Genomic DNA, 20477 nt, shown 5'->3' with positions numbered 1-20477 from the left:
CCTTTATAAGCCACCTCCAGAACCAGAAAAAGCGGTAAATCTGCCGCTGGCAACGGTCAAGAATTAATGCCGTAATTTTACCCGTAGTGCCGCGTTACAGTAAAGAGTGCTTCTGTCCCGAACGATTCGGCGCAGCCAGCGCGTTTTCTGTCTGCTCTCCCTCCCGAGCCTTTAAGCTGCCTTGTGACTAACCCGACGACTTTTTCGCTTATCCGTCTTCTCTCGGCTCCGACTGCGGCCCTACTGCTGCTGGCGGGCGTGGTGAGCTGTTCCTCGGAGCGCCGCTCCTTGGTAGGCCACGCCTATGATAATGTAGTAGCTCGCGACAACGCCTATTTTCTGGCACGCGAAAAAATGCGTGCCTCTGAGGAGGCCTTATATAAGGCTCGGGTTAATGACTATAACCGAGTGCTGCCGCTTTTCCCTACCCTCGATGAGGCTACCGTGGGCCGTATTGCGGCAGATATGGAAGATATCATCAAGAAGTCGTCGTTGCCCATCCAGCACCGGCCGGGCTCCGACTGGACCGATGACAGCTATATATTAGTAGGCAAAGCGCGCTTCTATAAAGCCGAGTATGAAGACGCGGCCAAGACGTTTAAGTACGTAAACAGTACCAGCAACGACCCTAATGCCCGGCATGAGGCCCTGATATGGCTGATGCGCACTTTCCTGGCCACCAAAGAGCTAGAGAGTGCATCGGCCGTATCCGATATTCTGGATAAGGAACAAGGTACTCCTCTCAATGCGCGGGAGCTTTTTCTGACACGAGCCGAGTATTACCTGCTTACAGGAGACCAGCCCAAGGCTATTGCTCAACTGGAGCAAGCCATTCCGCTTATTACCCCCAAGAACGAGCAGTCGCGCACGCGCTATATTCTGGCGCAGCTTTACCAAGCCCAGGGTGACGACAAAAAGGCGTATGCTGAGCTAAACCAGATTCTGAAGAAAAACCCACCGTATGAGCTGGACTTTTTCAGTAAGCTCATGCTAGGCCAGGTATCTGACCTGAACCAGAACGACAAAGCCCGGCTAGATAAGTATTTCGCCAAGCTGCTCAAGGACACCAAGAACAAAGAGTACCAGGACAAGATCTATTACGAGATGGCGCGGCTGAACTACCGGCAGCAGCGCTACCCGGAGGCTCTGGCTCTACTGGAAAAATCGGCCCGCACTCCTACCCCTAGCCGTACGCAGAAGCCCTACACCTATTTGCTGGCGGGCCGCATCTACTACGAGAATCTACAGCGCTACCGCTTGGCAGCTGCGTATTATGACAGCACAGTACAAGCCTTGCCGAAAGAGGCGCCGGAGTACGCGGCCATCTCAGAGCGAGCCGCTACACTCAAGGGCTTTGCGCAGCAAATCAGCATTGTTGAAGCCCAGGATAGCTTACAAGCTTTAGCTCGGCTTGACACGGCCACGCTGCGTACCCGGTTAGTGGCCTACGCCCAGGCGGAGATTGACACGCGCCGCAAGGCCGAGGAAGCGCTGGCGGCACGGCAGGCCCGCGAAGCCCAGCGCGACCTGCAGACATCCACCGGCGTCAGCACTGCCCGCGATGGTCAGCCCAACATTGACCCCATGGCCTTTGCTGACATGAGTACGGGAGCCAAGTGGTACTTCGACAACCCCACGTCTCTGAGTACTGCCCGTGGCGAGTTTATCCGGAAGTGGGGCGACCGTCCGTTGCAGGATAACTGGCGTTTTGTATCGCAAGCCAGCAACTCACCCGTTACGCAGCGAGGAGGCAGCGTACCAGTATCTATTGCTGGGTTAGGCAATACCACTGTTAATGCCCCTGGTGTAGACCCGCAAACTACTTCTACTGAGGCGCCGGACCAGCTAACAGCTTTGTTAGCGGGCTACCGGCAAAACATCCCGCTCACCGAAGTTCAGATGCAGGCTTCTCAGGCGCAAGTGCAGGAGGCGCTTTATCAGTTGGGCGGTATCTATAATCAGCAGTTAAGAGAGCCCGTACCAGCCGTAGAGACATATGAGAAGCTGTTAACCCGTTTCCCGCAAGGGGCTCACACGGCCGAAACGCTGTACATTCTGTACCTGATTCATAAAGATCAGAACCAGACGGCTAAAGCTGAAGGATATGCCGAGCGTCTTCGCCAGAACTACCCTAACTCATCTTACGCCCGCTTGGTGGCAGATCCGGAATATCTGCGCCGCACTTCTATTGCCAATGCGCAGGTGGCCGTTCTAGTAGACTCTGCTTTCACCTTTTATAAGAAGCAAGAGTTTAAGAAGGCTTCAGCGGTACTGGTGCGTGCCAAAAAGCAATACCCTGAGAATGACCTGAACGATCGGGTAGCTTTCCTCAATACCTTGCTCGCCATCCGGACGCAGCCGCCGGCCACCGCCAAGGCCGCCGTGGAGCAATTTGCCAAGGACTATCCGGAAAGCTCCTTGGCGCCCCAAGCTGCTACACTCATCACAGTTTATAAAGATTACGAAGCAGGGAAAATTACAGGGGCGCTGGCCTCAATGGATAAACCTGTGGTTTCAGCTTTCAAGCCTGGCGAAGTAGAAAATCGCATGCGGATTTACTACGCCGAAAACGAGTCGCCGGCGCTGCCCATGGTGCCCAACTCGGCGGCTACTCCTTCTCCCGCGGTATCTACTCCATTAGCCACGCCTGGTAGTACACCAGCTAGCAGCCCTTCACGCCCTGGTGCCACCACACCCGGCAAAGCCGCTCCGGAAGTTCCAGCGGCTTCCGTACCTCCTACTCCGGAACCCATAATGCCGCCCGTAGAAGCTCCCGTTACCCCAGCCGCTCCGCCAGTTGACCCGGTTAAAGCGGCGCGCATGGCGGCAGCCCAAGCTCGGGCACGTGGTAAAAAAACGCCCGCCCCAGCTAAAACCCCGTACGCTTCTGGTTCTACTCCTCCGCTTCCGGCTCCAGTTGCCACTGATTCGGGTGCCACCTCTCCTCCTACCACCTCACCGGTTACTGCGCCCTCCTCTGCTACCCCGGTGCCGGCTCCTGCCGCTACCCCAGTCAAGCCCGCCACGCCTTACAAAGCAGATGTGGCGGCGGCGCACGTAGTTGCGTTAATTTTCCCGAAAGGAGCGGCTCCGCTGCAAGAATTACCTACTCAGCTGGGAGCTTACAATACCCGATACTTCAAGGCCAATAACCTGCAGGTAGCGCAACAGCCCTTGGGCGATGCTCAGGAAGTTGTGCTAGTACAAAGCCTGCCTGGTGCGAAAGTTGCTCAGAGTTATGCTACTAAGCTCAGAGGCCCCCAGTCGCCCTTGAGCAAATTGCGCGGCGCGGGTTACCAAACCCTTGTAATCAGTATTGATAACTTGCCGCTCCTCCTCCAAACCAAGGACCTGGAGGAGTACCAGCGTTTTTACCAACAGAATTACCGTTAGCCCTGATTTGAGGCGGTACCTGCCTGTGCTATAGTGGCCTAGAGCCCGACAGGCGGCTAGCACTCCGGGTCTGGGCCACGCATTCTTCACCACTTACTGCACCAATGGCTTACCCCGCCACTAAGAAAGCTAAACTAACTGCACGCAAGCCTAATTCTAGCGGCCGCTTCACGGGTATTACCCGCACCTTCTGGGTGTTATTTGGCGCCGGCATTGTAGGAGCAATTCTGTATGTACTGGCCGTTAGCGTCAACTTCCTGAATTTGTTTGGGCGCATGCCCAACCTCAAGACGCTGGAAAACCCCAAGAGCGAACTGGCGTCTGAAATATACTCGGCCGATGGGATACTGATGGGTAAGTACTTCCACGAAAATCGTACTCCCGCCGAATACGAGGAGCTCCCCCAGCACCTCATTGATGCCCTCATAGCCACTGAAGATGCCCGCTTTGAGGAACACTCCGGTATTGATTTGAAAGGACTAGGCCGCGCTGCCGTGGGTATTGCCACGTTCCGTAAAAGCGGTGGGGCATCTACTCTCACGCAGCAGGTTGCCAAAATGCTCTTCCGCACGCGGGAAGACCTGAACGACGGCGCCTTGAATGATGTGCCTGGCCTACGCATGATCATCATCAAAACGAAGGAATGGATCATGGCTGTGCGGCTGGAACGCAACTACACCAAGCGCGAGATTCTGCGGATGTACCTCAATACCGCTGAGTACGGCTCCAACGCCTTTGGTATCACAGTAGCCGCTAAAACCTTCTTTAATAAGAAACCTGCCAACTTAAAGCTGGAAGAAGCTGCGTTGCTGGTGGGCGTGGTAAACGGACCCTCCTGGTTCAACCCTGTGCGTAACCCCGAGCGCTCCAAGCGCCGGCGCGACTGGGTGCTGAGCCAGATGAACAAGTACCACTACATTGATGAGCCTACTTACCAAAAGGCCGTTGCTAGGCCTATTGCGCTAGACTATAAGGTAGAAAACCAGAACGAAGGTATTGCCCCCTATTTTCGGGTGGAGGTTAGCAAAGTGCTGAAAGCTTGGGCCAAGGAAACCGACCACGATCTGTATGCCGACGGCCTGAAAATTTACACCACCATCGACTCCCGCATGCAGAAGTATGCCGAAGGAGCTGTGGCCGAACACATGAAGCTTCAGCAGAAGTGGTTTGATCAACAATGGAAAGGCCAGCAGCCGTGGCGAGATGAAAACGGTAAAGTCATCCCAAACTTCCTCAATACCAGCATTCAGCGCACCGAGCGGTATAAGTCCTTGACTAACCGCTTCGAGGGCAACAAAGACTCCATCAAGTACTACCTGAACAAGAAGTACAAAATGAAGGTATTCACGTGGCAGGGTGGCGAGAAGGAAGTGCTTATGTCGCCGATGGACTCACTGGCCTACTACAAGCGGATTCTACACTCTGGCTTCATGGCCATGAACCCACTAAACGGACAGGTAAAAGCCTGGGTGGGCGGTATCAACTTTAAGTACATCAAGTACGACCACGTAAAGCAGGGCAAGCGCCAGCCGGGCTCTACGTTCAAGCCTTTCGTGTACGTGGCCGCTATCGACCAGGGCTACTCTCCCTGCTACCAACGCCCCGACGTAGCCACTACTTTTCCCGCGGAGCGAGGGCGCCCGGCTTACACTCCTAAAAATTTCGAGGGCAGCTATTCCGGTCGTTCCTTTACCCTGCGTCAGGCCTTGGCCCGCTCTATGAACTCTATCACGGCGTGGCTGGTCAAGAAGTTGGAGCCTGAAACTATTGTGAGCTATGCCAAGCGCCTAGGTATTACCTCTCCGATTGAAGCTGTACCAGCGGTAGGCTTTGGCTCTTCCGATGTGAGCATCTACGAGTTAGCGGGAGCTTATAGCACCTTCGTAAACAAAGGCGTTTGGACCTCCCCCATAATGGTCACCCGCATTGAGGACAAGAATGGTAACGTGTTGCGCGACTTCACGCCGCAAACACGGGAAGCCCTTAGTGAAGAAACTGCCTACCTGATGACGTATATGTTGCGGGGGGCTACCGAGGAGCAGGGGGGTACTTCCATCATTCTGAAGAATGGCTTCAAATTCCCGTATGAAATAGGAGCTAAAACCGGCACCACCAGTAACTACTCCGACGGCTGGTTTATGGGCCTGACTCCTGACCTAGTGTGTGGCATGTGGGTTGGTGGTGAAGACCGTAGTGTCCATTTCCGCACCGGGGCCTACGGCCAAGGCTCACGCCTAGCACTGCCCATCTACGGCTTATTTATGCGGAAGGTATACGCCGATAAAAGCATTGGCATTAACACTGGTCCGTTTCCTAAACCCGAAAAGCCCCTAAGCATAGAGATTGACTGCTCTCGCTACTACGGCGGCGCTCAGCGCGACACTATTCCGTACGACCAGAAGCTGAACCAAGTAGATTTAAACGATCTGCAGGACCAAGATATTTAATCTGTTTTTTGGGCGCTATTTGGAGGTGGCAGGTGTTTTTCACCTGCCACCTTTTTTATTATTATCTCTCATTTTTGCTTGCCTTACTGGCCTAGCCGAACAAAAGGCCCGCAACTGAGTACTCAGAAACAACCCTCCCGATTCAAGCATAATGGCTGCCAAAGACCATCTACAGGATCAAATCCGCCAGCTCCCCCACCGGCCCGGCGTGTACAAATACTTCGATGTCACCGATACCATCATTTACGTAGGTAAAGCCATTGACCTGCGCAAACGGGTGAGTAGCTATTTCACGAAGCAAGATCACAACAAGAAGACCCAACAGCTGGTCAAAAACATTCACCGGATTGAGTTCACCATTGTTGGCTCTGAGTCTGATGCTTTTTTACTGGAGAACAATCTAATCAAGCAGCATCAGCCGAAGTACAACATTCTGCTGAAGGACGGTAAAACCTATCCCTATCTGCTGCTGACAAACGAGCGTTTTCCTCGCCTCATCCCCACCCGAAACAAAAAGCCCGGCGACGGTCACTATTACGGTCCTTACGCCAACGTTACGGGCATGAATCTCCTGCTGGAGCTTATCAGGGCTCTTTATCCGTTGCGCACGTGTACGTATAACCTGTCACCGCAGAATGTGGAGGCGGGTAAGTTTAAGGTATGCCTAGAGTATCATCTGGGCAATTGTAAGGGCCCATGTGAAGGGCTGCAAGACGAGGAAACCTATAACCAGTACATTCAGCAGATTCGGCAGATCCTCAACGGCGACCTGCGCCTGCCCAAGCAATACTTCAAAGAGAAGATGATGCAGGCGGCACAGGAGCAGCAGTATGAGCAGGCTCACCAGTTCAAGCAAAAGCTTGATAAGCTTGACGAGTTTCAGGCCAAAAGCACCATCGTTAATGCCTCGCTCTCTAACATTGATGTGTTCAGTATCGCTTCAAATGAGAAGTCTGCTTTTATCAATTACCTCAAGGTAATGAACGGCAGCATTGTCCTTACCCAATCGGTGGAGGTACAAAAAAAGCTGGACGAACCGGATGAAGAGATTCTGACCTCCATGATCATGCAGATGCGGGAGGAGTTTGAGAGCCAGTCGAAGGAGATTTTGACCAACGTGGCTGTTCCAACGCTGCCATTGCCCTCCGTCACCGTGGCACAGCCTCAAATCGGCGACAAGCGCAAGCTCATGGAGCTTAGCCTTAAAAACGTGCTTTACCTGCGCAAGGAGAAGGAAAGCATGAACGACCGAAGCAAAGACCTGAATGAAGTTCGCATTATGGAAACCATCAAAAAGGATTTGCGTCTTACGGAGCTGCCTAAGCATATAGAGTGCTTTGACAACTCGAACTTCCAGGGCGACAATCCGGTGGCCGCTATGGTGTGTTTCCGCAATGCCAGGCCTAGCAAGAAGGACTACCGCCACTACCATATTAAAACGGTTATTGGCCCCAACGACTTCGACTCTATGTATGAAGTCGTTAGCCGGCGCTATCGGCGCTTAACGGATGAGGGCGCAAGCCTTCCCCAGCTGGTTATTGTAGATGGTGGCAAAGGCCAGTTAAGTATGGCCGTAAAGGCGTTGAAAGACTTAAACCTGTGGGGGCAGATTGCCGTGATTGGGATAGCTAAGCGTCTGGAAGAAATCTACGTGCCCAATGATCCATTACCGCTCTACATTGACAAAAAGAGCGAATCGCTCCGCTTGTTTCAGCGCATGCGTGATGAGGTGCACCGCTTTGGTATCACTTTTCACCGCAGCCGTCGTGATGCAGCTACCCTTAAAACTGAACTTACCGATGTAAAAGGCCTAGGCCCCATTACCGCTGATAAGTTGCTAACTAAGTTTAAGTCTGTGAAGAAGATTAGAGAGCTTACTGAGTCGGAATTGGTAGCAGAGGTGGGTAAAGCCAAGGCTCGCATCTTACTGGATTACTTCAGCCAGAGTGCGTAGATTTTGAAGCATAGGTTACTATGGTGTCCCGTCCGGCTAACTGTTGACAGGAATAAGGCAAGGGCCCCGCTCGGCTTTTCCGGCGGGGCTTTTCGCTTGCTGATGGACTTGATTAGGGGTTAAGTAGTTCAGAGCCAGGTGGGGTCTTTCCTCATTGTACAGGTGCACGGCCTGCCCGACCAGCAGGCGGGCCTGGGCCAGGTCGTCGGGCAGCACGAAGAGGAATTCGTCCTTGAGGATGCCGTTGACGCGTTCGGCCAGCGCGTTCTGGTAACAGTCGTAGCCGTCGGTCATCGAGCAGCGCAGCCCGGCGGCGCGCAGGGCATTCTGGTAGGCGTCGGAGCAGTACTGGCTGCCCCGGTCGGAGTGATGCAGACCGCCGCTGGCCGCCGGCCCGGCGGCGCGCACGGCCTGGGCCAGGGCGGCCAGACAGCCCGCCGTGTGCAGGCTGGCGTGCACGTGGTGGCCCACGATACGCCGCGAGAAGGCATCGGTGACCAGGCTCAAGTACACGGTGCCCTGCCGGGTGGGCAGGTAAGTGATGTCACTCACGTAGCGCTGGTTGGGCGCCGTAGGCGGGGGGGCGTCGTGGACCAGGTTGGGGTGGCAGCGGAAGCGGTGATGCGAGTCGGTGGTCTTGGTAAAGCTGCGTTTTTGGGGCACCAGCAGTTGATGCTGGCCGAGCAGGGTGAAGAGCGCATCGCGCCCGTAGCTCACGCCCTGCACGCGCAGTAGCGGAGCAATTTTATGGTAGAGCTTGCGCGTGCCCAACCGCGGCAGGCGGGTGCGTACGGCCCGCACCTGCGCCAGCACGGCGTTGGCTCGCTGAGCTTGCCGCGCTTGGCGCTGGCGGCGCTGATAGAGGCCCTGCCGGCTCACGCCATAGCACTGGCAGCTGCGCTGCACGCTTAGCTTTTTTTCGGCCCCCAGGCGGGAAACGGCCGCTGGAAAGACTTTTTTGGCAGGGCGATGCCATGGTCCTCCTCCACCACTTGCAGCATGGTGCGCAACAGCAGATTCAGGTCTGTGCTGTCCTTCAACTGCTTGTCAAACTGTTTTTTCTGCTCGCGCAGCTGCGTTTCCAGCTGTTTGATGCGCTGTTCGGGACTCAGTTCCACGGGGCGGGCAAGGCTGAGGAAGGTAGCGTCAGCCTGCTGAGAAGTTACGAAATGGCTGGCATAGCGCCGGCACCAGCTCAACACGGTGCTGCGGCCCTGGATACCATAGCGCCGCTGTGCCTGCTTGTAGCTCAGTTCGCCGCGGCCGACTTCGCCCACCACGGCCAACTTAAAGGGCAAACTGTAGTCGCGCTGACTACGCCGCACATGCGGCTCTTTCGGGTTTTGCATGACATTTCTGGGGAAAGTGTCAACACATACCCGGACGGGACATGGAAAACAAAAAGGCCCTCGCGGATAATCCGCGAGGGCCTTTTTAGTATCTCCTTAAGCTTAGAAGCTCCAGAGGTTGTACTCGTACTCAATTAGGTCTGCGGCAGCTTGCTGCGACGCCAGGATGCCTTCCCGTTCCCCACCGTAGATATCCGACAGACGGGCATCATTGGGGTTAGAAACCTTCACAATGTAAGAGTTGAACAACCACAGCTCGAAAGCATCTGCCAAGTTCTTGTGCTGAGCATCGTTCTGTGGATTAAACCAAATGGCTTTATCCGGATTGTTGCGGAACACCCTTACCAAGTCGCTGTACTTGAACGTACCGATAGGCTTCTCAATGCCCGATACGTTAGAGCTCAAAGTCGATGGAACCAGCAGCGTGATGCACTTGATATCATGATACATCCTCGACCGTTTCTTGTCGAAAATCATATCCTCCTTCAATTCCATCTGATAGATGTCCTTGGGGCGATACTCGTAGCTAGGGGCAGCAGCAGGTTTAGCTGGAGCAGCGGCCACAGTTTCATAAATGATCCGGCCTTTGCTATCCTTTAACGGCTTGCCATTAGCACCAAGCTTCGGGCGCTTGGTGGCGGCAGGCTTAGCACCCCAATCGTCGGCTCCAGTATCCTCTGTGAAACCAGCAGCCCTTTCCTCGTCGCTGAGGCCAGCGTTGGCTTCTGCATACGATACGTTAGAGGTAACTTCTTTAGAGGAGAAGGTCGACGTCAGTGAATCATTACGATAAGCCTGCAGCTCACCTCGCTTTACTGCGTCTAGGATTACCTTGCTAATTTCCCGGCCTTCAGAGAACATCGGTTTGTTCTGCTTCTCACGCAGGTCAATTGCACGCCAAATCGTTTTCCGGAACATGATATCCGAATTCGGAATTGGACGATACGAGCCATTGCTGCTCGCGGTGGTAGCTTGTTCCTGAGCCGAAGCTGCCACCGACAGCGCCAGGCTAGCCGTCAGAGCGGCGAAGGAGAGGAATTTATTCATACCAGGGTAATCAAAAAACGTAGCGGTTAGTTCAGATCAATAACGCTTAGAGCAGCGGAATATTGAACTGCTTAGAAACGTTTACTTGCTCCGTATTGCCTTGGAAGTTCATGCGCTGTACCTCTTTTACCTCGATGTACAGACGGTCACCTTCGCGGGCCGAGTTTACTACACTGCTCAGGTCAACGTTAGGACCGTTAACAGGGATAGTTGGAAGTGCAGGGCGACGACCACGCACCAGTGTCACTTCGTAACGCGTAACGCGGAAACGAGCATCATCTGGCAAGAAGGTAGAGAAGCCGGCATCAGCAACTGCGCGCAGCTGCATGTTGCGCACTGCGGTGATAGGAGTACCTTGCTTCTCGTTGGCCTCACGGCCACCTACGATGCACTTAATCTCAGGCTTAGGAATAGGACGAACTTCGAACGTCTGCGAACCGATGGGGTTACCACCGCTGCTAACGTTTAACGTTACCTGTTTGGCGTTAGGCACCAATGTAACCTCGCCTTTAGCTGAACCTTTGATGGTGCTAGCACCCGAAGCAGAGAAGCTAGGATCGTACTGAGCGCCGAGAGCAGGTACTTGTACGCTTAGCTTGTTACCGCACTTGAAATACAGAGCCTGCACAGATGCCGACTGAATCTGCATTACTGGCTTAGTAACCGTATAGTCTACTTTCTTGGTGAAGACGGTATCGCGTCCGTTCTGCTTGAAGCGGATAGTACCCGTCCAAGAGGCTTTGGCGTTGCCGCTAGCATCGAACGAACCAGGGCGAGCAGTGAATTCTACAATACCATGGCCGTTTTGATCAACACGCAGAGGAGAACCATTCAAAGTCATGCTTGGGTTGAGGCCCGAAGCAGAAGCCGTCAGAAACAATTCTGCTTTGTATTTCGTACCAGCAGCAACGGTGTTTGATTCAGCGCTGGCGAAAGCACCAATCTTATCGAATACGATTACACTGCCACCTACTTTTGCAGCCTGTGCAGCCAGAGCATCCGACTCGTACTTCAGTACCTCAGCTTCTTTCTGAGAAAGAACAGCTAGTGCTGCTACTACGGGGGTATTCTCGAAGTTCAGCTCAGCAAAGTTTTTGCTCTTCTGCTCAGGATCAGTCACCATTGCATCCTCACGAGCATCGAGTGCCAGTGGGCCAGCGTTAGGAACAAATTGCTTGATGTAAGAAGAGTATTTGTTTAGCTCTTCTTTCATCTTATATGCTTCGCCGTTACGGGTGCCACCAAGCATGGTGATGGCTACCTTGTCCTCGGCGCTCATATTCTTGAATTCGTTTTTACCCTTGTTCTCCGTAGCGGTTAGTAGTTTGCTACGTACCTCATCCAGATACGAAACCATTTGTTTCGTACGATCCCGGATTTCCTGGCTCTGTTTCAAAACAGCGAGGTCGCGAGGCTGATTGCGGTTTTTTTCAACCTGAGCCTGAATGCCCTTTACCGCCCCCTCATTCGCATTCGAAACTTTATTGTTAATAGAACCAAGGCTTTCGTCAAGGAACTTGAACTTCAGCAGAATCGCTGAGTTTACTTGAAGGGCCAGAAGAGCGGTGAGTACCAAGTACATCATCCCGATCATCTTCTGCCGTGGAGTCTCTTTACCTCCCGCCATCGTGTCTTACCTATCTATATGGGGTGAACTAAACCTGAAGTTGCTAAGGAAGACTAGTCTTAGCTGGTAGCGCGCATGGCGTTCAGCATGTTACCGTACACACGGTTGAGCGAGCTGAGGTTAGTAGTCAGGCTAGTAACTTCCTGCTTGAACTGCTCAGTTTCTTTACCGGCTTCAGTCAGGTTTTCCATAGCCTGCGACAAAGTGCCGTAGAACTTGTTCATGGACTTGAGGTGCGTGTTAGCATCCTGTAGCTCCATTTCGTACACTGCATTCAGAGCGCCCAGATTCTTGGTTACGTTCTGCACCTGCAGGTGGTACTCTTTAGCATAGCTGGTAGCGTCAGCCATGGCAGTCATTGCCTGAGCTGTTTTGCCGTAAGCTTCATTAATACGCTCCAACGACTGAGCCGCTGAGCGAACCTTCGTCGTGTACTCGTCAGTAGCGCTGGTGGCATCACCAAGCTGCGACAGCTGCTGAGTGGTAGTGCTCAGGCGGTTCAAGCCTTGGCCCAGCGAGTTGATAGCCTCAGGAGTTACGTTAGCATCTTTCAGCATATCATCCAGCTTACGGGTCAGGCCCGTGCCAGTGCCTTGCTCAACGAACTTGTTGCTGTTAGTAGAAGGGTCGTAACCTTCGCTCAGTTCGGGATATACCAGTGACCAATCAACTTCTTTGGCATTTGGCTGGAATGCGCTTAGGAAGAAGATCAGGGCTTCAGTACCCAGTCCCACCATCAGCATAACGTCAGCACCTTTCCAGTGCAGAATTTTAAACAATGCTCCGATGATTACGACTGCGGCCCCGATGCCATACACCTTGGGCATAACCACGTCATACATGAAGTTACCGCCTTTTGCTGCCATGTTAGTAAGAAATTAAAAAAGAGAAGTTGGTGAGTTGATGAGCTAAGAAGAAAGATGCAGAAGGTGTACGTAGGGAGTTCAGAGGAATGCGTAATGCAGTTTTAACGCTTAGGGCTAACTCGTGGCGCCTAGTTCAAGCTGCCATTGGAGCCCATGCCAATCTGAATCATGGCAGTGCGGAAACCGATGTAGGAACGGGCCGAATCCTGGTATTCGAAGTTGCGGGTACCCGTCTCCAAGAAGTAAGCAATGTCTTTCCACGAACCACCACGGACCACTTTGCGAGGCTCGTTATCGTCAGGGTTAGTGGGGTTCATATCCCATACCACGGGTACTGAGGCCTCCATGTAAGCATCATCGCACCACTCGGCCACGTTGCCCGACATGTCGTACAGGCCGAAGTCATTGGGGAAGAAGGCTCCTACTGGAGAGGTGTAAGCATAACCATCGGAAGCATAGTCGCCACGGCCTGGCTTGAAGTTAGCCAGCATGCAACCCTTCGAGTTGCGCAGGTAAGGACCACCCCATGGGTAAGTAGCGAGGTCACGGCCACCACGGGCAGCGTACTCCCATTCAGCCTCAGAGGGTAGACGGAAGTTAGGCGTGGGCGCTAGGCCAGCTTCTTCGTTGGCGGCGTTTTTGTGCTTGGTGCGCCAGTTGCAGAAGTACTTGGCAGCAAACCAATCAACACCTACTACTGGGTAGTCATCGAAGGCAGGGTGAGTGTAGTAGTACTCCATCAGCGGGTCACCCATGTGATAGGTGAAGTCGCGCACCCATACAGTGGTATCTGGATAGAGTTCAGTCATCACGTACTCTTCACCCAGCACATCAATCGAGTCCTGGCGAATAGCGTTCATAAACTGACGATATTCATTGTTAGTGATTTCGGTCTCGTCCATGTAAAAGCCGGCAATCGTTACCTGCTTATTCATGTTGACCATGGAGGCCGAAATGTCCTGGTCGGTCTGTCCCATGTGGAACGTGCCGCCTGGGCATGGAACCATACCGTAAGGAACCTCCTGTGGATTGAACTCCGGGCGGTCCTCAGCTCCGACTAGGTCGCCTTGCGGTCCTTTGCCAAAACCACAGCCTCCCAGCAAGAGCGTCGAGAACGCAACGAGAGGCAAAATGAGAAACTTGTTCATGTGAGGAAGAGAAAAAGACTTTTCAGGCGGCGATACCCAAAGATTACAATTTTGTGAGCCGGCAAATCTAGCTATTTGTACGTTCGTACGCAAGCCTTTTGCTCAATGCATTCCGAATGTTTTAAAACCGAAGCAAGCGGCGATTAAACGATGGAAGGCAAGGAGTTAGTACAGAGAAGCCAAAATTCATAGATAACACATACTCAGGGCGCCCCGTAGCCCTGTTTTAGCCTTTTAAATTAAAAGCTGTAGCGTGGGGTACGAATTGCCGGGCGAACCAACAGCCCTGGTTTGGGCAAGCGGTAAGACAGCAAAATCTCAAAGGAGCTCAGAGCACGCGCATCTGAGTTAAATGCAACTAAGTCGTAGGCCAGTCCCACACGCATTGCATTATCCTTAGCAAAACTTAGGCCAGCCATCCCGGTGAACGATTCATCGTACCGATACCCTATCCCACCCCAGAAACGCTCATTAAAAGTGGCACGAGCGCCAACCTCATACGAGTTGTTCTTAAACGCGAACTTGCTGTTGTCCCCAAACTTACCTGGCAGCACCATTTTCACCAACAAAGTGGGTGTTACAACAACGGAAGACGAGGCTTCAATATTGTAACCAGCAGTAAGATACGCATGATTTTCATTGATGTACTCTGCCGTCTTGCCTCCCACTACTTCACTGTTGAACTTATAGCCGGAGCGGAAGAGATTATTAAAGCTCAAACCTGCATACAGCTTATCTGATTCATACCAGGCTCCCACACCAGCATCAAACTTCTGATCAGAGCCTTCACGCGGGATTTTAACGTCTCCCTCGTCTATAAACCTGTAAGTGCCTTGGTATATATTATTAAATATAGCCTGCACACCTATTCCCAACCGGCCTTCTCCAACTTTTATGTGTTTGGAGTATGAGAGCTGCGCATTGGTAGTGGACAGCTGAGCTACTTTGTCGCGGTAGATACCAATGCCTAAGCCGCCCCCAATAGCAGCGACAGGCAACGAAGCAGTTAGTGAAGCAGTCTGGAGAGTACCGCCACTATCGAAGGTGGCATCGTAGCCATAATATTGTGACCGACCAATAGCTGTGATTTCTCCCTGCCCTTTTATTCCGGCATACGCCGGATTAAGATACATACCGTTAAAGCCATAATGGCTGAACTGGGGCTGTTGTTGGGCAACTGCAGTGCTTGCTGCAGATAATAATAAGAAAGCAGGAAGTAAAATCTTCTTCATAGAAGCGGCTGACTTCGCGTAAGTTACACAGGAATCAGGAAGTCGGGAGCTTCCAAATGTATACAAAAAACCTCTGTAACCAATCCTGGATAAAGATGAAACGGGAAAACCACCAAGGTAGTTCTCCCGCTCTCAGAATCAGGCGCTTTGCTTGCCGTTCTTGCTTTTTTCCTTGTTACTATCGGCCCCATGATGCAGCCGTATGTAGGCCTCAATAGCGCCGGTCATGGAGGGTGCATTGGGTTGGGGAGCCTCAATATCAAGCTCTAACCCTGCGTCAATGACTGCTTTAGCCGTAGTAGGGCCGAATGCGGCAATACGGGTACCATTTTGCTCGAAATCAGGGAAATTGATGAAGAGCGAGCTAATACCTGAGGGACTGAAGAAAGCAATGCAGTCGTACTTCACATCTGACAAGTCAGACAGGTCGCTGGCAACGGTACGATAAATAACAGCCTCCGTAAACTTGAAGCCATTTGCCCGCATAAACTCCGGGATATCATCCTTGCGAATGTCGGAGCAGGGATACAGGAACTTCTCGTTCTTATGCTTCTTGATGACCTCGAACAGATCAGCGGCCGTCCGCTGGCCTACAAATAGCTTGCGCTTGCGTAGCACAATATACTTCTGCAAGTAATTAGCCGTTTGCTCAGAGATGCAGAAATACTTCATCTCCGCTGGCATCTCAATCTTGGCTTCCTGGCAAGTGCGGAAGAAATGGTCTACGGCATTACGGCTCGTGAAAATGATAGCCGTATGCTCAAGAATGTTGACCTTTTCTTTGCGGAAGTCCTTGTAGGAGACCGGCTGCACCTCAATAAACTCACGAAAATCTACCTTGATGCCATACTTATCGGCAATAGCAAAGTAGGGAGAAACGTCGTTCGTGGGCTTGGGCTGGGTGACAAGAATGCTGGAGATACGCTTGGCATGACGGCCCGTCCCCGGTTTGTCGTTGCTTTCGGCCATAAGTAAAAAAGTAAGTCTAGGGCGATAAGTCGGCTTTGCGGCCATTACTATGCGGCACAGCCGACAGTAATGTGTTGTTCAGTAGGTAAAAACAATCAGCTTTAACAGAATGACCAAGGGTATCACTTCTGTGGCGCAAAGGTACGAAAACAAATGAAGATTTAGCAGCGACGCCTTCCTATGCAGAGTACGGGCAACCCGTAGTACGGTGCCTACCAACAGCAAGGAAACCACCCCGTTGGAAACCCACAAGACCGTTTCTGGTAGCCGCTGGTTGAGCCCGAGATACAGGAACATCACTAAGGGTAGAAACAGCCCCATAAACAAAATAGTGCGTACAAACTCTCGGTATTGTACCATTACCAGGTCTGTCACGTCAAAAATATACCCCATAAGCTCCAGAAATAGGTATTTGCCTATCACAAACCCCGCCACTAGAGCAGTATACAGCAGCACCCTCAACACAATTGCCGATTCGGGCACGTCAAATAACCGTCGTAGAATAACGATGCTCTGAATATTGGTATGAATGGCTACCAGAAGCAGGGCAAAGGATAAGGAAAAGAGTAGCACCAGACCCAGATTAAGCCAGGTTATAGTGGGCTTGGTTAAGAAGTCCTGCTCAACGGATGCTTTTCCCCAGAGCCCTTCTACCTGATAAATACGCGCGAAACCCGGTTGATATGTGGCCCGAATGCTACCGTAGGCCAGTCCGATTACCAAGAGGAAGCACAGGAATACCGTTTGGCCCTGGTGACCACGGGGCCGGGGCTGAGCTACAAGAGCAGCTCCCGAAGTCTTACCCTTGGGAGCAACGGGAGTGGCGGCTACGTTAGCAAACGAAGCGAGATTGGGAACGGCATCTTCCTGCCAAACGCATAGCAAGTGAGAACCGGCCGTGGAGCCTGCCGGAAGTAGCTGGGTTAGATCGACGGTATAAGAGGCAGGTGTGCGCGCGGTAAACACCAGCCGATTATCGATAAACAGGCTTAGGCCCTGACGAGCAGTGAAGCTAATAGGGAATGGCTTGCCAGGCCTGATAGTAAGCCATTGGTAATAAGCATGGGCTGGGGAATGGTAATCGGGGAGGTACAAAACCAGCCGGTTCCCTTCCGCATCATGAATAAGCCAGTCGGAGGTGAGGCCTGCGCGCGGAGCCACTGGTAGCGCCCGATATTCTGCCGCTGAAGTCAGCCGGACGGTGCCTAAAAGCAACCCAAGCAGTAGCAGCAGAGCATATACACCGGTGGAACGCACAACCATAATACGGTAAAAGTGGCCTAGGAAGCCACTCGTTGCTGGGCACTGCGGCTCTGGTATACCCCCAGCAGAAAGCTGAGCAACACAGAAAACACAACCAGCCCAACAATAAGCATTGTGTTGCCGAGGTAGGCGAAATTGATGACAAACAGAATCACCACCAAGTTAAGCGCTCCTAACAGCATAACTGTGCTGATTTGCTGGAAGCCCATAGCCAGGATGCGATGATGCACGTGGTTTTTGTCAGGAGAAAAAGGCGAGCGGCCCGCCATCATACGTACGATAAACACGCGCAACGTATCAAAAAGAGGCACGAACAGAATACCAACGGCCACAGAGGGTGCAGCAGAAGCAAACGGTTGCCCCACCTTCAGCCCCATCTCGATAAATTGAATGGTCAGGATGGAAACAATGAAGCCACACAGTAGAGAGCCCGTGTCGCCCATGAAAATACTGGCCTTGTGGAAGTTGTACCGCAGAAAGCCGAGCATTCCTCCTATCACACAAACCGAGACGAATACGTAGTTCTGAAAGTTAGGACCGCCGTACTCATAGAAGTAATACCCGAAGGTGCTCACAATTATAAGTACAATAGTACCCGCCAAACCATCGAGGCCATCAATGAGATTGATGGCGTTGGTAATCCCCACGATAACCAGGAAAGTAAAGGCGTAGCTGATGCCAACTGGCAACTCCTGTATTCCGAGAATGCCCTGGAAACTCGTGATGCGCACATCGGCCATAATCATGACGATGCCGGTAGCAAGCAGTTGGCCTACGAATTTCTTCGCGACGGAAATGGTCACCAGATCATCCTTAAGCCCCACAAAAAACAGCACAATGCAGCCAGCCAGCAGCTGTTGAATCCCGTGTGATAGATCGGCGAAGATGGTAAGAGCCGACATGAAGCCGGCAAACACTGCAACCCCACCAAGGCGAGGAGTCAGGGATTCATGGACGGTACGCACGTTAGGCGTATCGAGCATATTTTTCAGGTGGGCGATGTAAATAATGGACGGCACCGCAAACATCGATACCAGAAATGCCCAAAGAGAGGACAGGCCCAACTGAATTCCAAGGTGACTCATGGTGGTTCGACTCAAACAGAGACTACGCTTAGCCAGAACTTTCTGACTGAAGCAATGAAAATATAGGCCTAGCTATGCAACACTCCAGATCGGTTGAGCAGTGCTATATGAATTAGGTTATCGGCCACGATAGAATCAGGCACAAAAATGAATTTTTTGTCGAAGATATTTTTGTCGCGGTAATAGCTCACCCAGTACTGATTATTTAAGTGAAACAATGCGGGGTCAATGGGCTCAATGGGTACGGCCGTGTGCGGCTCCACTTCAAGCAGCACGTGCCGCAAGGTAGAGGTACGGATGGGGCTGCCATCGGCGGGGTCTAGGCCGTAGCCGTTGGAGCTGACGATGACATTGCTGATTGGGTACTCATTGTGGTTGAGCAGGTACACCAGCCAACCTGGTTGCCCTTCTTGCGTGGCAGCGGCGGCGTCTGGCACAATGGCAACAGAGACACCCTCTACCGGATCAAATGAAATATCTTTTTTCATGCTAAAAACTCAAGAGCGGAGCTCGGCGCCCAATAATCCGGCCAAATGTAGTAGCAAACGCTCCTGCACCTCCGCTACAGGTACTACCTGGCCTAGCTCCTGCTGCAAAGACGTGACTGCTTTATCGGTAATGCCACAAGGCACAATATGCCCGAAATACGACAGGTCGGTGTTGACGTTTAAGGCGAAGCCGTGCATGGTTACCCACCGGCTGCATTTTACTCCTAAAGCACAGATTTTGCGAGGGTTAGCAGCTCCCGCTTCAAAATCAAGCCATACGCCAGTAAGCCCATCAATGCGCCCGGCGCGGAGATTGTAGTCGGCTAGGGTCATGATAACGGCCTCCTCCAGCACCCGCAGGTAACGGTGGATATCGGTGAAGAAGTTATCCAGGTCGAGGATGGGATACCCTACCAGCTGGCCAGGTCCGTGATAAGTGATGTCGCCGCCACGGTTGATCCGGTGGAAGGTAGCGGCGTGGGCGGCCAGGCCAGTTTCATTCAGGAGAAGGTGCTCCGGCTTGCCGCTTTTGCCCAGAGTATATACATGCGGATGTTCACACAGCAACAGGTAATTGGGCGTTGGCTCAAAGGGCTGCGCCTGCTCTTGGGCAGTGCGGTTACGGGCTTTAATTGCCAGCGTATCAGCTAATAGCTGCTCCTGCAACTCCCAGGTAGGTACGTAGTCAACCAACCCCAACCGGCGAACCTGAATCTGCCGATTTTGCCCCGATAGCGCGGGCGCCACTGCTAAGGAAGCAGCTCCGGGGGGGCTGGGGGTTACGCAGGCTGAAAGAAAGTCCATGGGCAGGTTGGGTAAGCGACAGAAAAACAGATGACAAAAGCGGCCGAATGCTTATAAAAAGCAACAGCCATGGCCTTTACCATCAAGCAATTTAGCCATTTCACGCTAAGAAACTAAGCTGCATCAGCCAAGTAAAAATATTCCTGAAAAGCCTCAAGAATATCAGCATTACTCTCTTAGCAGGACCCATTTCCGGCGCCTAGTTATAGGCAGGAATAGACCTTGCTGAGTGAAAACGGACACCTTGCGCCTGTTCAGAAAACGCGCAAAGGTACCATTTTTAGCCCCAACCCCAATGAAGGAGTTACCTTTAGCGTGGGCTACCTACTTGTTTTGCTACAAGCCTACAGCGCTCAGAGCCATAGTATTCTACACGTATATTCAACTTAGCATGCCTATTACTGCCCATATGCTAGGCCAAGCTGGGGAAGACGCCGCACTGGAGTTCCTGCTGGCTCAGGGTTATGCGCTGGTACACCGCAACTACCGCTACTGCCGGGCCGAAGTGGACCTGATAGTGCGCCTGGGCCAGGAGCTACTGGTGTTTGCGGAGGTTAAAACCAGGACAACGGTACGCTACGGGTACCCTGAGGAATTTGTGACTCCTCGCAAACAGGAGCTGTTCCGGCGCGCAGCCGAGCAGGTACAGGAGCACCTCGCTTGGACCGGCGACATTCGGTTTGATATTCTAGCGATTACGCCCAGCAGCAGTGGCCTACAGGTTGCACACTTTGAAGATGCTTTCTATTAAGACGGCACTTTATTCACCCGAAAAAGGCGCATACCGTACGGCGTGCGCCTTTTT

General features: G+C 52.5%; 15 protein-coding genes. 4 read left to right on the top strand and 11 right to left on the bottom strand.

The window, feature by feature from the left end; all coding sequences use genetic code 11:
• Positions 1-183 precede the first annotated feature (183 nt).
• From porW to uvrC, 3 genes are all read left to right on the top strand, one after another.
• A complete protein-coding gene (porW, locus tag HMJ29_RS20620; protein ID WP_171591175.1) occupies positions 184-3393 on the top strand; it encodes a type IX secretion system periplasmic lipoprotein PorW/SprE in 3210 nt (1069 codons plus the stop codon).
• Between the two features lie 104 nt (positions 3394-3497).
• The gene (locus HMJ29_RS09060; protein WP_171591174.1) at positions 3498-5840 is read left to right on the top strand and encodes a penicillin-binding protein 1A; all 2343 of its coding nucleotides are present in this window, start codon (positions 3498-3500) and stop codon (positions 5838-5840) included.
• Positions 5841-5991: 151 nt separating this feature from the next.
• Positions 5992-7794, top strand: coding sequence for an excinuclease ABC subunit UvrC (uvrC, locus tag HMJ29_RS09055; RefSeq protein ID WP_171591173.1), 1803 nt, complete (start codon positions 5992-5994; stop codon positions 7792-7794).
• Positions 7795-7830: 36 nt separating this feature from the next.
• Here the strand turns inward: uvrC and HMJ29_RS09050 are convergent.
• The 11 genes from HMJ29_RS09050 to lipB form a co-directional block, all read right to left on the bottom strand.
• A protein-coding gene (locus tag HMJ29_RS09050) for an IS3 family transposase (RefSeq protein WP_244678896.1) occupies positions 7831-9143 on the bottom strand; the annotation gives its coding sequence in 2 pieces (ribosomal slippage) (positions 7831-8733 and positions 8736-9143; 1311 coding nt in all).
• A gap of 102 nt (positions 9144-9245) precedes the next feature.
• Positions 9246-10190 carry a type IX secretion system ring subunit PorN/GldN gene (porN, locus tag HMJ29_RS09045; RefSeq protein ID WP_171591172.1) on the bottom strand — a complete coding sequence of 315 codons (945 nt, stop codon included), beginning with the start codon at positions 10188-10190 and terminating at the stop codon, positions 9246-9248.
• 46 nt (positions 10191-10236) lie between these two features.
• Positions 10237-11817, bottom strand: a complete 1581-nt coding sequence (porM, locus tag HMJ29_RS09040; protein ID WP_171591171.1) for a type IX secretion system motor protein PorM/GldM — start codon at positions 11815-11817, stop codon at positions 10237-10239.
• A gap of 59 nt (positions 11818-11876) precedes the next feature.
• The gene (gene porL, locus HMJ29_RS09035; protein WP_171591170.1) at positions 11877-12683 is read right to left on the bottom strand and encodes a type IX secretion system motor protein PorL/GldL; all 807 of its coding nucleotides are present in this window, start codon (positions 12681-12683) and stop codon (positions 11877-11879) included.
• Between the two features lie 128 nt (positions 12684-12811).
• On the bottom strand, positions 12812-13831 hold the full coding sequence (gene porK / locus HMJ29_RS09030) for a T9SS ring complex lipoprotein PorK/GldK (RefSeq protein ID WP_171591169.1): 1020 nt from the start codon (positions 13829-13831) through the stop codon (positions 12812-12814).
• A gap of 239 nt (positions 13832-14070) precedes the next feature.
• Positions 14071-15063, bottom strand: a complete 993-nt coding sequence (locus HMJ29_RS09025) for a PorP/SprF family type IX secretion system membrane protein (protein WP_171591168.1) — start codon at positions 15061-15063, stop codon at positions 14071-14073.
• Between the two features lie 138 nt (positions 15064-15201).
• On the bottom strand, positions 15202-16032 hold the full coding sequence (locus HMJ29_RS09020) for a uroporphyrinogen-III synthase (RefSeq protein ID WP_171591167.1): 831 nt from the start codon (positions 16030-16032) through the stop codon (positions 15202-15204).
• A 78-nt stretch (positions 16033-16110) separates the two neighbouring features.
• Positions 16111-17289: a DUF4271 domain-containing protein gene (locus HMJ29_RS09015; RefSeq protein WP_171591166.1), complete on the bottom strand. Its 1179-nt coding sequence runs from the start codon at positions 17287-17289 to the stop codon at positions 16111-16113.
• Positions 17290-17312: 23 nt separating this feature from the next.
• A complete protein-coding gene (locus HMJ29_RS09010) occupies positions 17313-18380 on the bottom strand; it encodes an MraY family glycosyltransferase (RefSeq protein WP_244678895.1) in 1068 nt (355 codons plus the stop codon).
• Positions 18381-18448: 68 nt separating this feature from the next.
• Positions 18449-18868 carry a hypothetical protein gene (locus HMJ29_RS09005; RefSeq protein WP_171591165.1) on the bottom strand — a complete coding sequence of 140 codons (420 nt, stop codon included), beginning with the start codon at positions 18866-18868 and terminating at the stop codon, positions 18449-18451.
• 9 nt (positions 18869-18877) lie between these two features.
• Complete coding sequence (gene lipB / locus HMJ29_RS09000) at positions 18878-19672, bottom strand: lipoyl(octanoyl) transferase LipB (RefSeq protein ID WP_171591164.1); 795 nt, start codon at positions 19670-19672, stop codon at positions 18878-18880.
• Positions 19673-20063: 391 nt separating this feature from the next.
• Here lipB and HMJ29_RS08995 point away from each other — a divergent pair, with 391 nt between their 5' ends.
• Positions 20064-20423: a YraN family protein gene (locus HMJ29_RS08995; RefSeq protein ID WP_171591163.1), complete on the top strand. Its 360-nt coding sequence runs from the start codon at positions 20064-20066 to the stop codon at positions 20421-20423.
• Positions 20424-20477 lie beyond the last annotated feature (54 nt).

The organism is Hymenobacter taeanensis, from assembly GCF_013137895.1.
GTDB lineage: Bacteria > Bacteroidota > Bacteroidia > Cytophagales > Hymenobacteraceae > Hymenobacter > Hymenobacter taeanensis.
Note: the sequence above shows the minus strand (reverse complement) of the source record. Positions and strands in the feature narration are given on the sequence as shown.